A 13,765-nucleotide genomic window follows, 5' to 3' on the forward strand; every position below is an offset into this window, starting at 1 on the left:
AACGCGGTGGGCAAAAAAGCCCACCGGTGTTTCAGGAAATTTCGCGACGGAATGGCGGCAATGCGTTGAGGATTGCTTTGCCGTAACGCTGGGTGACCAGACGTCGATCCAGCAGGGTAATGGTGCCGCGGTCTTCTTCGGTACGCAGCAAGCGGCCGCAGGCCTGGACCAGTTTCAGCGAAGCGTCGGGCACGGAGATTTCCATGAACGGATTGCCGCCACGGGCTTCAATCCATTCGGCCAGGGCCGCTTCGACCGGGTCGTCGGGCACCGAGAACGGAATCTTCGCGATCACCACGTGCTCGCAATACGCACCGGGCAAGTCGACCCCTTCGGCAAAACTCGCCAGGCCGAACAGCACGCTGGAGTCTCCGCCATCAACACGCGCCTTGTGCTTGTTCAGGGTTTCCTGTTTCGACAGGTTGCCTTGAATGAACACTTGCTTGCGCCAGTCACGGTCCAGGCCGTCGAACACGTCCTGCATCTGTTTGCGCGAGGAGAACAGCACCAGGGTGCCGCGCGAACCTTCCACCAAGGCTGGCAAGTCACGGATGATCGCGGCGGTGTGGGCCGGTGCGTCACGCGGGTCGGCTTTCAGGTCCGGCACCCGCAACACACCGGCGTCGGCGTGATGGAACGGGCTCGGGACCACGGCAGTCACGGCTTTTTTTGGCAGGCCGGCACGCATGCGGAAACGGTCGAAGGTGCCGAGAGCGGTCAGGGTCGCCGAAGTCACCAGTGCGCCATAAGCGACATTCCACAGGTTGCGCCGGAGCATTTCCGCGGCGAGGATCGGGCTGGCGTTGACCTCGATGTCGAACAGCGAACCGCTTTCGGCCAGGGTCAGCCAGCGGGCCATGGGCGGGTTGTCTTCCGGGTCTTCAGCGGTGAACGCGACCCACAATTCCCAGTTGCCCGAAGAACGGGACAACAGGCTGCCGAACAGCGGATACCACTCTTCGGCCTGGTTGCTGGCGATGCCGATATTGACCTCGCCGTCCATGCCTTCCTTGAGCAGTTCGGTGAGCCGGGTGAACAGGTCGGTCAGACGGGCATAGCCCTTCTTCAGCTCGACGCCCATTTCACGCATGTGCTCGGGAATCACCCCGCCGACGAAACGGTGACGCGGCCGTTCGCGGCCTTCGACGTCTTCGCCGGGTTTGAAATCGGCCACTTGCTCGCACGCGGTGAACATGAACTGCTGCTGGGTCTTGATCTCGCGAGCCAGCTCCGGCACCTGCTCGATCAACTTGCCCAGGTCACCCGGCAGCGGATGCTGGGCCAGTAGTTTGGTGAGGTTCTTGGCGGTGGTTTCCAGCCAGTCGGCGGTGGAACGCAGGCGCGTGTAGTGGGCGAAATGGCCGATGGCCTTGTCCGGCAGGTGGTGGCCTTCGTCGAATACGTAAATGGTATCGCGCGGGTCCGGCAGCACGGCGCCGCCGCCCAACGCCAGGTCTGCCAGGACCATGTCGTGGTTGGTGACAATCACGTCAACCTTGCCCATGCCTTCGCGGGCCTTGTAGAAGGCGCACTGGCCGAAGTTGGGGCAATGACGGTTAGTACACTGGCTGTGATCGGTGGTCAGGCGCGCCCAGTCGGCGTCTTCCAGGGCGGTGGACCAACTGTCGCGGTCGCCGTCCCATTTATTGCCGGCGAGCTTCTCGATCATGCTGGTGAAGAGCTTCTGACTGGCCTCATCGACCTCGATCTTGAAACCTTCTTCTTCGAACAGCTGAGCCGTGGCGGTTTGCGCGTGACCTTCCTGGAGCAACATGTCGAGCTTGGACAGGCACATGTAGCGCCCGCGCCCCTTGGCCAGGGCGAAGCTGAAATTCAGACCGCTGTTGCGCATCAGGTCGGGCAAATCCTTGTAGACGATCTGCTCTTGCAGGGCCACGGTGGCCGTGGCGATGACCAGGCGTTTGCCCGCGGCCTTGGCGGTGGGTATCGCCGCCAGGCTGTAGGCCACGGTTTTACCGGTACCGGTGCCGGCTTCCACCGCGACAATCGCGGGGTCGCCACTGCGCCGGCCTTCGTCGTCGGTGTCGATGTCACCGAGGACTTTGGCAATTTCGGCGATCATCAGGCGTTGGCCGTAGCGTGGTTTGAGGCTCTTGGCTTCAAGAAAACGCGAGTAGGCGCCCTGGATCGTGGTTTTGAGTTCGGTGCTGATCATGGATTGTCGGGCGCAAAAAACGCTGGATAAATTTTCAGTGGTTCGTATGGGCCGCTATCATACCCCGCTAATTAATCCCGCGCAGAACGGAGTACCTCAATGACACCTTTTGGCATCGTTTACACCCTGCACGTCCTGTCCGCCCTGGTGTGGGTCGGCGGTATGTTTTTCGCCTGGATGGTCTTGCGGCCTGCAGCGATGAAGGCGCTGGAGGGGCCTGCCCGTTTGAAGCTGTGGGTGGAAGTGTTTCAAGGTTTTTTCCGCTGGGTCTGGGTCGCGGTCGTGCTGTTGCCGATCAGTGGCGTGGGCATGATTCATCTGCAATACGCCGGGTTTGAGGCGGCGCCGCGGTATGTGCAGGTGATGATGGGCTTGTATGTGGTGATGACCGCGCTGTTTATCCGGATTCAAGCGTTGCTGCTGCCAGAGTTGCGCACGGCGGTGGGCGCACAGGATTGGCCGACCGGGGCTGCGACGCTTGGGAAGATTCGCAAGTTGGTGGGGATCAATTTGATTGTCGGGTTGGTGCTGGTGGCGATTGCTGCGGCCAGACCGATGTTCTAAAGCAAACAGTACAACTGTGGCGAGGGAGCTTGCTCCCGCTGGGTTGCGAAGCGGCCCCAAAATAGGACTGCTGCGCAGTCCAGCGGGAGCAAGCTCCCTCGCCACAGGATCTCGGTCGTTCTTACAACCTTTGAACGGTCACCGAACCCGCCGCACCCGCAGGCCCCGGCTGTCCATCAATCCCAGGACGACCGCTTTTGCCGCCATCGGCCTCGTAAACGAGGCAGCCCTTGGCCTTGCCGCCCGCGCCCGGCTTGCCGCCAGGCCCCGCGATGCCACCGGCACCACCCGCCACCTGAACCTTGATCTGTTCAACCGGATAATCCCGTGGCACTTCCAGCCTGACCAGCGCCCCCGGCGCCCCCGGCTGACCATCACTGCCATTGCTGCCATCGGCACCGCGGCCGGCCTGACCCCATGTGCAACCCGGCGCCTGACCGTTGGCCCCATCGAGGCCGACAAAACCTGGCGCACCCGCGCCACCGCGAGCGTCTACTGACAACAGCGGTGCATTCAGTGCCTTGATCTGCAAATTCAGGTTGCGTCCGGAGCGAGCGGCCTTGAGGTAAGTCCCCGGCGCCCCACGAGCCGTGATCTGGCTGCCTTCAGACAATTCGGCACGACTGACTTTCAATTCCAGTACCTGTTCACTTGGCACGATGGCGATCCGCGCCTCACGCCCCAGATGCAATTCGCCGACGGTAACTTCGGTCACGTTCGAAGGAATCAACAAAGTGCCGTAATCGGCGACTTCCAGGCGTTCAAGCTGCAAGGTGCTGGCGGTGTTGGGCAGGCGCATCAATGAATTGGTTTCGACACTGACCACCTGGGCGCAGGCCAATGGGCTGATGAGTGCGGCGAGCAGACAGAGTTTACGCATGGGAAGCCTTCGATACGGTCGGAGCCGGGAGGGTTTGCAGGTGGAATACGCCGAAAAACAGGATCTTCAAGCGATCACGCCAAGGGTGGGCGCGACCTCTGAGGCTGCGGAAACAGAACACCGCCTCAAGCAGATGAAGAGACGCCAACACGCCGCCAGCCAGATTGACCAGCAGGTGCAACGGATTGACAAACGGCATCAGCAGATTGACCAGCACCACCAGCCAAAACAGCAGGGTCAACAACTTCCCCAGCCCCCAAAACACCTTCATACGCCCCCCGTTGAGAATTATTCTTTGCGCGCACAGTAACGGCTTCCGCGAGGGATAAGCCAGAGGGCAACAGAAAATTCTTCATGAAGGCCGCCGAATGGCCGTCGAATCAACAGCCACTGTTGTCCGACGGCTCTATTACGGGGCTTAGCGATTAATGTGCAATTCCACCCTACGGTTTTTCGCGCGTCCTTCATCCGTTTCGTTGTCGGCCAACGGCTGGCTTTCGCCTTTGCCTTCGCTGGTGAGTTTGCTCGGCGCAATGCCCTGGCTCAACAGATAAGCTGCCACACTGCTGGCGCGACGCTCCGAAAGTGCCTGGTTGTATTCATCCGAACCGACGCTGTCGGTATGACCGATCACCTTGATGCTCACCACATCGGCGAATTGCAGTTTGGACATCAGCGAATCCAATTGACTCTGCGCGGCGGGACTCAGGTCAGACTTGTTGAAGGCAAACAGCACGTCGCTGGGCAGCGTGATGACTTCGGGCTCAACAACTTCGACAGGTTTCACGCTGGCCGGGTACTGCGGCAGCGGACAACCATGGTGTTCGACAGGCGTATTGGCCGGGGTATCGGGGCAACGATCACGCCGATCGAAAACGCCGTCTTCGTCCTCATCGCCATCCTGGGCGTAACAGATCAAGCCACCGGTCAAGATACCGAGTGCTGCGCCACCGCCTGCCCAGCCGGCACTTTCAATCGCGCCCAGACCGCCGCCGACCAGTCCGCCGATGAGGCTGCAGATCGGCCAGGTACGTTGATTGAGAGGGGCGGTGCCATCGCTGTGAGTGGCGCAACCGGTCAACAGGCTGCCTAGCAGCAGAACCGGCAAGACGGTCCTTGTGAGAACGCTCATTGTGAAAGCTCCTGTGTTACCGGCCCATACCGGTTACACAGGAGTAAAGACCCGCATCCGCGACTGCACAAGCCGCGGAGCGGATGGGACTTAGCGGTTGATTTTGATTTCCGTGCGACGGTTCTGCGCACGGCCGTCAGCGGTTTTGTTATCGGCCACCGGCTGGCTTTCACCGGCACCGGTCACAGACACGAAGCTGCTGCGTGGGACGCCTTGCTGGATGAGGTATTCAACCACCGAGTGAGCACGCTTATCCGACAGTTTCTGGTTGTAGGTATCACTGCCCACGCTGTCGGTATGGCCGGTCACGGTCAATTGAGCGGTGGAGGCTTCCTGTTTCAGGCGCGTGGCGATTGTGTTGAGTACATCTTTATCGGCAGGCGTGAGTGTGGCTTTGTCGAACTGGAAGTGGACATCGCGGATGACAATGACTTCTTCCTTGACCACCACGACTTCTTCGACCACTGGCGCAGGTACCGGTGGAGGGCAGCCGTCGGCATCGACCTTCACGCCTCGAGGCGTACCCGGACACTTGTCGCGACTGTCCGGCACACCATCGCCGTCTTCGTCGCCATCGCCATGCACCCAGCAATAAGCCGCGGCGAAACTGCCGACGGCCAGCGCGCCATACCCCGCCCATGCCGTACTCTCGGTCGCACCGAGACCCGCACCGATGACACCACCGACCCCTGCACAGGTCGGCCAGTCGGTTTTCTGCAAACCTGCGCAACCAGTCAACACACTGGTTAGCAGAACCAAGGGTAATGCTGTCCGAACTATGCTCATCTAGTTTTCTCCTGAGGGATCGGCTTGAAACCGATTCAGGGAGTAAAGACCGGAGTTTTAATCTCCGCCAGCAATAGGCCACCGCTGTTTAGTCACGTATTCACGGCCGTTCGCCGATTTTGGTGCAAACCCGCTCTAGGCCCGCACGTTTGGGCAGGCTAGTCTTGGTGCTCTTTTTGAGGAACTCTGATGATTGCAGGTATTTCTTCGCGCACGCCCCAGCAGGCGTTGGCCGCTTTGCTTGATCGATACGCCCCCGCGCGCCTGTTGTTGATCGGCGCCAGCGAATTCCCCGCACTTGAGGCGTTCAAGCTCGCGCACCCGGACAGCTGCGTGGCGCATGCGGCACCGGGTGCACTGCCGGCCGAACTGGCGGCGCGCCGCTTTGATCTGGCGCTGGTGGTCGATTGCCTTGAACACCTGCCAAAGCGTGACGGTCTGAATCTTTTAGGCGGGATCCGTAATCTGAACGCCAGCCGCATTGCGGTGCTGGCGGATTTGCCGGCCAGCGGCTGGCAGGAGACGGATTTCTTTTCCCTGGCCTTGCAAGCCAGTGAACGCTTCCAGCGCGATGAACAAGTGCTGACGCTGTTCACCTACGATCTGCTTGACTATAAACAGGTGCCCGACTGGCTCAACTCACGGTTCTGGGCCAATCCGGAAAACTTCGGGAAATATTGGTGGTAACGCAATGAGTACATCCATTTGCCCTTGCGGCAGCGGCACCCTGCTCGATGCCTGCTGCGGCCATTACCATGCCGGGCATCCGGCGCCGTGCGCCGAAGCCTTGATGCGCTCGCGCTACAGCGCTTATGTGCTGGGTTTGATCGACTATCTGGTGGCAACCACCCTACCCGCGCAACAGGCCGGCCTGGATCGTCAGTCCATCAGCGACTGGAGCGCGCAAAGCACCTGGCTGGGTCTGGAGGTGGAAAGCTCCGAGGTATTGGGCGGTCAACCGGAACACGCATTCGTCACGTTCACCGCACGCTGGCATGACGGTGGGGGTGAACACAGCCACCGCGAGCGCTCCTCGTTCGTGCAGAACGGCGGGCACTGGTACTTCATCGACCCCACCGTGCCACTCAAGGCCGGACGCAACGATGCCTGCCCGTGCGCCAGCGGGCAGAAATTCAAGAAGTGTTGCGCGGGGTATTTCGGCGCGTGAGGTGATTCCAAAGGGCTAGACTGGCGTTCTAGGGAGAAACACGACCATGATCACCCGGCGCCTTGCACTTTTTCTCTTCTCCTCGCTCCTCTTTCTGGGGCTCGGCGGCTGCGCGTCCTGGTTCGGAGACGATCTGCCGGACCCGCAGGTGCACCTGGTGAAGGTTGAAGTGGTCCGCGCCAAACTGCTGGAGCAGAAATTCATCCTGCACTTTCGCGTCGACAATCCCAATGACAGCGACCTGACGGTGCGCGGCCTCGAGTACCGTATTCACTTGGGCGACATGCTGCTGGCCGAAGGCGAGCATGAACACTGGTTCACCGTCGGCCCCAAACGCAGCGCCTATTTCAAGGTGCCGATCCGCACCAACCTGTGGCCCAAGGTGCGGGACCTGGTGAAAATGCTGAAAAAACCCGATCAGCCCATCCCCTATCGTCTGGAAGGTGAAATGGAAACCGGTTTATTCATCGCGCACTACGTGCACCTGGCGCGCAATGGCGTGATAATCCCCGCCGATTTAATTCCGGAGCAAAACCGATGACCCAGCAACCCCATGTCCATGGCCCTGACTGCAACCACGATCATGACCATCACGACCACCATGATCACGACCACGACCACGGCCATGTCCACGGCCCGAACTGCGGCCACGCCCACCAGGAACCGGTGCGCAACACCCTGAAAGATGTCGGCCGCAACGACCCTTGCCCATGCGGCAACGGCAAGAAATTCAAGAAGTGCCACGGCGCTTGATGCTTCGGGCGAAGAACGTCTTCGCCGCTTGAATCGACCTCGCGAGCAAGCCCGCTCCCACATTGGTTCTGTGCACGCATCCCCCTGCGGGAGCGACGGTGCGTCGCTCCCGCAGGGAACTCAGCCAGCCTTCAATATCTGTGCAGTACTCACGACCGTCGCATATTCCCCGTGCAAATTCCCCAGCGACATCGCATGCACTTCCTCGGCTGAGTGCGCATGGCCAAAATAATCGGCCTTGTCGAACGTAAAGCACGCATCCTCCGCCACCCACGCGTCAAATCCCAGGTTCCCGGCCGTTCGCGCCGTGGACTCCACCGAGTTATGGGTCGCAACGCCAACGATGATCAACTGCTCGATCCCCGCCTCGCGCAAACTCGCCTCCAGCCCGGTCGCACAAAATGCATCCGGTACCTGTTTCTGAATCAGTTGTTCGCCGGCCTGGGGCATGAAGCGTTCCTGAAACTCAACGCCTGCTTGCTGCGGCCAGAACACCGATTCCGGTGAACGGGACAGGTGCTGCACATGAATCACCGGCCGTCCGGTTCGCCGCCAATACGCCAGTAAATCGACAATCCGTTCCTCGGCCTGAGGATTATTTCGGCGACCGAGCCGGGGCTGCAAAATGCCTTTTTGTTGGTCGATGATGATCAGTGCTGCGTTGGTCTTAAGCTCCATGCCGACTTTTCTCACAACAGGTCATTGAATTTCAGGCACTTCAGCATCACTTCCGCTTACAGGCAAGATTGTGTTTATCGGACAAATCCTGAAATAACCTGACACCCTGCTTGCGCGCCCTCCTCCTGCTCACTAACGTAGCGCCTTTAATGACGCTACCCCCCGCAGGAGCTTTGCCATGGCCTCGCCAGCCCTTACACATTTTCTTCCCCGGTTCGGCGTTGCCGCAGCAGTGGCCGGTGTTTTGAGCCTGACCGGTTGTCAGACCTGGAACACCCAGGACACCCTCCCGCCGACCACCGGCGTACAGCCGCTCAAGGGCCTGGCGCAGAACGTTTCGGTGCGCCGCAATGCCATGGGCATGCCGCTGATCGAAAGCAACAGCTTCCACGACGCCCTGTTCGCCCTCGGCTACGTCCACGCCAGCGACCGCATCACGCAAATGGTCACCTTGCGCCTGTTGGCCCAGGGCCGTTTGTCAGAGATGTCCGGTTCGGACCTGCTGGACGCCGACCGCTACATGCGCGCCGTCAATCTGAAGAAAAGCGCGGGCGAGTTGTACAAGGCATCGTCGCCGCGCCTCAAACGCTTCTTCGAAGTCTATGCGCGCGGCGTCAACGCCTACCTGTTCCGTTTCCGCGACAAGCTGCCGGCCGACCTCGCCGCCAGCGGTTACAAGCCTGAATACTGGCAACCGGAAGACTCGGCGCTGATTTTCTGCCTGCTGAACTTCAGTCAGTCGGCCAACCTGCCGGAAGAGATCAACGCGCTGATGCTGGCCCAGACCGTCACCACGGACAAACTCGGGTGGCTGACGCCGTCCGCCCCCGACGAAAAACTGCCGCTGGGCGAAGCTGAAAAACTGCAGGGCATCAAGCTCAATGGCGCCATCCCGGGCCTGACGCAAATCAGCAAAGCCACCGGGCAACTGTCCGACCTGAATCTGCTGGGCGCCACCTCGTCGAACAACTGGGCCATCGGCCCGCAACGCAGCCGCAGTGGCAAAAGCCTGCTGGCCAGCGACAGCCATGGGCCTTTGGGTGTGCCGTCGTTGTTCAGCTACGTGCAGATTCGCGCACCGAAGTACCAGGCCTCTGGCGTGACGATTGCCGGTTTGCCCATGGTGCTCGGCGGTTTCAACAGCAAAGTGGCGTGGAGCATGACCTCGGTCATGGGCGACAACCAGGACCTGTTCCTGGAAAAAATCAAACGCCAGGGCAACGGCCTCACCTATGAAGTCGGCGGCAAATGGCAGCCGGCGATCGTGCGCAACGAAACCTACTTCGTCAAAGGCCAGCGACCGATTCGCGAAGTGGTGTACGAAACCCGCCACGGTCCTTTGCTCAACAGCGCCCAGGGCATGACGCTGGCCAATGGTTTCGGCCTGGCTTTGCAGACGCCGAATTTCACCGACGATAAAACCCTGGACGCGTTTTTCGACCTGTCCCGGGCACAGACCGTCGAGAAAGCCTCGGACGCCAGCCGTGAAATCCGCGCCATCGCCTTGAACCTGGTGTTCGCCGATGCCAGCAACATCGGCTGGCAAGTCACCGGGCGTTACCCGAACCGTCGCGAAGGCGAAGGCCTGCTGCCGTCGCCGGGCTGGGAAGGTCGCTACGATTGGGACGGCTACGCCGACCCGATGCTCCACCCGTATGACCAGGACCCGTCCCAAGGCTGGCTCGGCACCGCCAACCAGCGGGTCATTCCCCATGGCTACGGCATGCAGCTGTCAAATTCCTGGTCGGCTCCGGAACGTGGCGAACGCCTGGCCGAACTGGCGGGTGTGGGCAAACACGACACGCGCAGCGTGATCGCGATGCAATACGACCAGACCACGACGTTCGCCGCCAAACTGAAAAAAATGTTTGAAGCGCCGGGCATGGCCCAGCCGCTCAAACAAGCCATCGAAGCCCTGCCGGTTGCCGATCGCGGCAAGGCTCGCGAGGCGTACACCCGTTTGATGGCCTTCGACGGCAAACTCAGCCCGACCTCTGCGGATGCGGCGATCTACGAGCTGTTCCTGCAGGAAAGCACCAAACAGATCTTCCTCGACGAACTGGGCCCGGAAAGCAGCCCGGCGTGGAAAGCCTTTATCGCCAACGGCAAGTTGTCCTACGCGGCTCAGGCCGATCACTTGCTGGGCCGTGAAGACAGTCCGTTCTGGGATGACGCACGCACGCCGCAGAAAGAAGACAAGCCGGCAATCCTCGCTCGCAGTCTGGCGGCGGCGATCAGCGCCGGTGACAGTCAATTGGGCGGCGATCACAAAGCCTGGCAGTGGGGCAAGTTGCACCGCTATGAGTGGAAGAATGCCAGCGGCCAGACCGTGCGCGGTCCGCTCGCGGCCGGCGGCGACCACACGACGCTGAACACGGCGGCCTTCACCTGGGGTCAGGACTTCAACACGACGCTGGCGCCAGCCATGCGCTTTATCGTGGACTTCAGCCAGGCAGAACCGCTGATGGGGCAGAACAGCACCGGTCAGTCCGGCAACCCGGCGAGCCCGCACTACCTCGACAGCATTGATCCATGGCTGAAGGGGCAATACATGAGCCTGCCGATGCAACCGCAGAACTTTGACAAGGTGTACGGCAAGACACGGTTGACCCTGACACCCGGCAAGTAACCCCTTTCGCCACTGATCGTTCCCACGCTCTGCGTGGGAATGCCTCTAGGGACGCTCCGCGTCCAGTGGCGCGGAGCGTCACGGGCTGCATTCCCACGCAGAGCATGGGAACGATCATCGCGCGAAACTCGATAGAACTTCTCGCTTCGCGCCAACCTCATAGCTAACAAGCCCCCCCATTTTGGTAACAACATGGATCTTGTTATCGCGCGCCCTGAAGGTTTGTACTGCCCCGCCGGCGATTTCTATATTGACCCGTGGCGGCCGGTCGAGCGTTCGGTCATCACGCACGCCCATGGCGACCATGCCCGCACAGGCAACCAGCATTACCTGGCGGCCGCACCCGGTGAAGGGATTTTGCGTGCGCGACTGGGCCAGGACATCAGCCTGCAAACCCTGCCCTATGGCGAGCGCTTGCGGCACCACGGCGTCACCCTGAGTTTTCACCCTGCCGGCCACGTCCTCGGCTCAGCCCAGGTGCGCCTTGAATACGGCGGCGAAGTCTGGGTCGCCTCGGGGGATTACAAGATCGAGCCCGACGGCACCTGCGCACCCTTCGAGCCGGTGCGCTGCCACACCTTCATCACCGAGTCGACCTTCGGCCTGCCAATCTATCGCTGGCAACCCCAGGCGCAGATCTTTGGCGAGATCAATCAGTGGTGGCAGGCCAATGCCGCCGCCGACAAAACCAGCGTGCTGTTCTGCTATTCCTTCGGCAAGGCCCAGCGCATTCTCCATGGCATTGACGCCAGCCTCGGCCCTATTCTGGTGCATGGCGCGGTGGACCCGCTGAACCGGGTGTACCGCGAGAGCGGCGTTTATATACCGCCGACGATCTACGCCGGCGACGTGCAAAAGAGCGATCCGATGATGCGCAAGGCGCTGGTCATCGCCCCGCCATCGGCTGGCGCCAGCAACTGGATGCGCCGGTTTGGCGACTACAGCGACGGCTTCGCCAGCGGCTGGATGCGATTACGCGGCACGCGGCGCAGACGCGGCGTGGACCGTGGCTTTGTATTGTCCGACCACGCCGACTGGCCCGGCCTGCTCTGGGCCATCGAACAAACCGGCGCCGAACGGGTCATGGTCACCCACGGTTCGGTGGCGGTGCTGGTGCGGCATCTGCGCGAACAGGGCCTTGATGCCATGGGTTTCAGCACCGAATACGGCGACGATGAGGAAGACAACGCGGCCGTCGAAACCGAGCACGCCGAGGTGGCGACATGAAGGCCTTCGCCGAGCTGTATGCCGAACTCGACGCCACCACGTCAAGCAATGCCAAACTGGCCGCGATGCAGGCTTACTTCGCCAAGGCGGCCCCCGAAGATGCGGCGTGGGCGGTGTACTTTTTGTCCGGAGGGCGACCTCGGCAGCTGGTGCCGGTGCGCGTGCTGCGTGAGCTGGCCGTCGAGTTTTCCGGCCTTGAGCCGTGGCTGTTCGAAGAAAGTTATCAGGCGGTTGGCGATCTGGCGGAAACCATTTCGCTGGTCCTGCCTGAAACCCTGCACAGCTCCACCGACGGGCTGGCGGTGTGGATTGAAGACAAGCTGCTGCCCCTGCGTGGCGAATCCCCGGAAGTCCTCGCCGCACGATTGCCCGCACTCTGGGCACAACTGGACCGTCACAGCCTGATGCTTTGCATCAAACTCATTACCGGCAGTTTCCGCGTCGGCGTCTCCAAACTGCTGGTGACGCGAGCCCTGGCAGCCATGGCCGGACTCGACAGCAAACGCGTGGCCCAGCGGCTGGTCGGGTACACCGACCTGTCCAATCGCCCGAACGCCGTCAGTTACCTGAAATTGATCGCGGCCGAATCGCCCGACGAACATGCCCAGCGTGGAGGTCAGCCTTACCCGTTTTTCTTGGCCCATGCCTTGTCGCAACCGGTCGAGCAGTTCGACGCCGTGCTCGGCCCGGCCAGCCAGTGGCAGGTGGAATGGAAGTGGGACGGCATCCGCGCCCAAGTGATCAAGCGTGACGGGCGCCTGTGGGTCTGGTCACGCGGCGAAGAACTGGTAACCGAGCGTTTCCCCGAACTCGACAGCCTGTTGCACGGACTGCCTGACGGTACAGTGATCGACGGTGAAATCGTCGCCTGGAAAGCCACTCGCCCCAACACTGACGATGCCTTCAATCCACAATCGCCGTCCGCTCCGGCGGTGCTGCCCTTCGCACTGTTGCAACAGCGGATCGGCCGCAAAACCCTGGACAGGAAAATTCTCGAAGAAGTGCCGGTGGTGGTCCTCGCCTACGATTTGCTGGAATGGCAAGGCGAGGACTGGCGCAGCCAACCTCAGGCCAGGCGCCGCGATCAGCTGGATCAACTGATCGCCACCTGCAACAACCCGGTATTACTTCCCTCCCCGGTGCTGACCGGCGAAGACTGGTTCGACCTCGCCAGACAACGCGAGGCCTCCCGCAGCCTCGGTGTCGAGGGCATGATGCTCAAGGCCCGGGATGCGCTGTATGGCGTCGGCCGGACCAAGGATATGGGCGTCTGGTGGAAATGGAAAGTCGACCCCTTCAGCGTCGACGCGGTGTTGATTTATGCGCAGCGCGGCCATGGTCGCCGGGCGAATCTCTACAGTGATTACACCTTCGCGGTCTGGGATGGCCCGCCGGACGCCAGCGAACGTACCCTGGTGCCTTTCGCCAAAGCCTATTCAGGGCTGACCGACGAGGAAATGCGCCAGGTCGACAGCATCGTGCGCAAAACCACGGTGGAGAAATTCGGGCCGGTGAGCAGTGTGAAACCGAGTCTGGTGTTTGAGCTGGGGTTCGAGGGCATTGCCCTGTCGAAACGCCACAAGAGCGGGATTGCCGTGCGGTTTCCGCGAATGTTGAGGTGGCGGCAGGACAAGTCAGTGGAAGAAGCCGACAACCTCGCAACGCTGCAAGATTTGTTGGGCTGAAAGAAACTTTGTGGCGAGGGAACTTGCTCCCGTTCGGCTGCGAAGCCGTCGCAAATTTTCTACAGCGGGACCGCTTCGCGCTCCGGC

At 61.2% G+C, this 13,765-nt stretch carries 14 protein-coding genes; 8 read left to right on the forward strand and 6 right to left on the reverse strand.

Going from position 1 to position 13,765, the window contains the following annotated elements:
- Nucleotides 1–31: 31 nt before the first annotated feature.
- Nucleotides 32–2,176 (reverse strand): ATP-dependent DNA helicase DinG, encoded by a 2,145-nt coding sequence (gene dinG, locus BLU63_RS03370; RefSeq protein WP_077749573.1) that lies wholly within the window; start codon nucleotides 2,174–2,176, stop codon nucleotides 32–34.
- A 99-nt stretch (nucleotides 2,177–2,275) separates the two neighbouring features.
- Here dinG and BLU63_RS03375 point away from each other — a divergent pair, with 99 nt between their 5' ends.
- A complete protein-coding gene (locus tag BLU63_RS03375) occupies nucleotides 2,276–2,740 on the forward strand; it encodes a CopD family protein (RefSeq protein WP_083374886.1) in 465 nt (154 codons plus the stop codon).
- Between the two features lie 121 nt (nucleotides 2,741–2,861).
- Here BLU63_RS03375 and BLU63_RS03380 read toward each other — a convergent pair whose 3' ends face one another.
- The 4 genes from BLU63_RS03380 to BLU63_RS03395 form a co-directional block, all read right to left on the reverse strand.
- Nucleotides 2,862–3,620, reverse strand: coding sequence for a collagen-like triple helix repeat-containing protein (locus BLU63_RS03380; protein WP_083374887.1), 759 nt, complete (start codon nucleotides 3,618–3,620; stop codon nucleotides 2,862–2,864).
- Nucleotides 3,613–3,891 carry a DUF1145 domain-containing protein gene (locus BLU63_RS03385; protein WP_010462628.1) on the reverse strand — a complete coding sequence of 93 codons (279 nt, stop codon included), beginning with the start codon at nucleotides 3,889–3,891 and terminating at the stop codon, nucleotides 3,613–3,615. Before BLU63_RS03385 ends, BLU63_RS03380 begins: the two co-directional genes overlap by 8 nt.
- 147 nt (nucleotides 3,892–4,038) lie before the next feature.
- A complete protein-coding gene (locus tag BLU63_RS03390; RefSeq protein ID WP_010462630.1) occupies nucleotides 4,039–4,752 on the reverse strand; it encodes an OmpA family protein in 714 nt (237 codons plus the stop codon).
- A gap of 90 nt (nucleotides 4,753–4,842) precedes the next feature.
- Complete coding sequence (locus BLU63_RS03395; protein WP_083374888.1) at nucleotides 4,843–5,538, reverse strand: OmpA family protein; 696 nt, start codon at nucleotides 5,536–5,538, stop codon at nucleotides 4,843–4,845.
- 189 nt (nucleotides 5,539–5,727) lie between these two features.
- On the opposite strand from BLU63_RS03395, the gene BLU63_RS03400 reads away from it, so the two are divergent.
- Genes BLU63_RS03400 through BLU63_RS03415 form a run of 4 tightly spaced genes read left to right on the forward strand, consistent with a single transcriptional unit; the run spans nucleotide 5,728 to nucleotide 7,459 of the window.
- A complete protein-coding gene (locus BLU63_RS03400) occupies nucleotides 5,728–6,225 on the forward strand; it encodes a DUF6231 family protein (RefSeq protein ID WP_010462634.1) in 498 nt (165 codons plus the stop codon).
- 4 nt (nucleotides 6,226–6,229) lie between these two features.
- On the forward strand, nucleotides 6,230–6,706 hold the full coding sequence (locus tag BLU63_RS03405) for a YchJ family protein (protein WP_083374889.1): 477 nt from the start codon (nucleotides 6,230–6,232) through the stop codon (nucleotides 6,704–6,706).
- Nucleotides 6,707–6,752: 46 nt separating this feature from the next.
- On the forward strand, nucleotides 6,753–7,247 hold the full coding sequence (locus tag BLU63_RS03410) for an LEA type 2 family protein (protein ID WP_083374890.1): 495 nt from the start codon (nucleotides 6,753–6,755) through the stop codon (nucleotides 7,245–7,247).
- A complete protein-coding gene (locus tag BLU63_RS03415) occupies nucleotides 7,244–7,459 on the forward strand; it encodes an SEC-C metal-binding domain-containing protein (RefSeq protein ID WP_083374891.1) in 216 nt (71 codons plus the stop codon). The genes BLU63_RS03410 and BLU63_RS03415 overlap by 4 nt, the downstream gene beginning before the upstream one ends.
- A gap of 120 nt (nucleotides 7,460–7,579) precedes the next feature.
- On the opposite strand, the gene BLU63_RS03420 is transcribed toward BLU63_RS03415, so the two are convergent.
- Nucleotides 7,580–8,137 (reverse strand): cysteine hydrolase family protein, encoded by a 558-nt coding sequence (locus BLU63_RS03420; RefSeq protein WP_083374892.1) that lies wholly within the window; start codon nucleotides 8,135–8,137, stop codon nucleotides 7,580–7,582.
- 178 nt (nucleotides 8,138–8,315) lie between these two features.
- Between BLU63_RS03420 and BLU63_RS03425 the strand changes: the two genes are divergently transcribed.
- The 3 genes from BLU63_RS03425 (at nucleotide 8,316) to BLU63_RS03435 (ending at nucleotide 13,678) form a co-directional block, all read left to right on the forward strand.
- Nucleotides 8,316–10,766, forward strand: coding sequence for a penicillin acylase family protein (locus BLU63_RS03425; protein ID WP_083374893.1), 2,451 nt, complete (start codon nucleotides 8,316–8,318; stop codon nucleotides 10,764–10,766).
- A gap of 192 nt (nucleotides 10,767–10,958) precedes the next feature.
- Entirely contained in the window at nucleotides 10,959–11,993 is a 1,035-nt protein-coding gene (locus BLU63_RS03430; RefSeq protein WP_010462644.1) for a ligase-associated DNA damage response exonuclease, read from the forward strand.
- Nucleotides 11,990–13,678: an ATP-dependent DNA ligase gene (locus BLU63_RS03435; RefSeq protein WP_083374894.1), complete on the forward strand. Its 1,689-nt coding sequence runs from the start codon at nucleotides 11,990–11,992 to the stop codon at nucleotides 13,676–13,678. The genes BLU63_RS03430 and BLU63_RS03435 overlap by 4 nt, the downstream gene beginning before the upstream one ends.
- Nucleotides 13,679–13,765 lie beyond the last annotated feature (87 nt).

The sequence above is a fragment of the Pseudomonas mandelii genome (genome assembly GCF_900106065.1).
In the GTDB taxonomy this organism is placed as follows: domain Bacteria; phylum Pseudomonadota; class Gammaproteobacteria; order Pseudomonadales; family Pseudomonadaceae; genus Aquipseudomonas; species Aquipseudomonas mandelii.

Coding starts and splice junctions, on each gene's coding strand:
- dinG (WP_077749573.1), bottom strand. CDS start 2,176: ATGATCAGCACCGAACTCAAAACCACGATCCAGGGCGCCTACTCGCGT.
- BLU63_RS03390 (WP_010462630.1), bottom strand. CDS start 4,752: ATGAGCGTTCTCACAAGGACCGTCTTGCCGGTTCTGCTGCTAGGCAGC.
- BLU63_RS03375 (WP_083374886.1), top strand. CDS start 2,276: ATGACACCTTTTGGCATCGTTTACACCCTGCACGTCCTGTCCGCCCTG.
- BLU63_RS03410 (WP_083374890.1), top strand. CDS start 6,753: ATGATCACCCGGCGCCTTGCACTTTTTCTCTTCTCCTCGCTCCTCTTT.
- BLU63_RS03385 (WP_010462628.1), bottom strand. CDS start 3,891: ATGAAGGTGTTTTGGGGGCTGGGGAAGTTGTTGACCCTGCTGTTTTGG.
- BLU63_RS03415 (WP_083374891.1), top strand. CDS start 7,244: ATGACCCAGCAACCCCATGTCCATGGCCCTGACTGCAACCACGATCAT.
- BLU63_RS03420 (WP_083374892.1), bottom strand. CDS start 8,137: ATGGAGCTTAAGACCAACGCAGCACTGATCATCATCGACCAACAAAAA.
- BLU63_RS03380 (WP_083374887.1), bottom strand. CDS start 3,620: ATGCGTAAACTCTGTCTGCTCGCCGCACTCATCAGCCCATTGGCCTGC.
- BLU63_RS03425 (WP_083374893.1), top strand. CDS start 8,316: ATGGCCTCGCCAGCCCTTACACATTTTCTTCCCCGGTTCGGCGTTGCC.
- BLU63_RS03430 (WP_010462644.1), top strand. CDS start 10,959: ATGGATCTTGTTATCGCGCGCCCTGAAGGTTTGTACTGCCCCGCCGGC.
- BLU63_RS03395 (WP_083374888.1), bottom strand. CDS start 5,538: ATGAGCATAGTTCGGACAGCATTACCCTTGGTTCTGCTAACCAGTGTG.
- BLU63_RS03405 (WP_083374889.1), top strand. CDS start 6,230: ATGAGTACATCCATTTGCCCTTGCGGCAGCGGCACCCTGCTCGATGCC.
- BLU63_RS03435 (WP_083374894.1), top strand. CDS start 11,990: ATGAAGGCCTTCGCCGAGCTGTATGCCGAACTCGACGCCACCACGTCA.
- BLU63_RS03400 (WP_010462634.1), top strand. CDS start 5,728: ATGATTGCAGGTATTTCTTCGCGCACGCCCCAGCAGGCGTTGGCCGCT.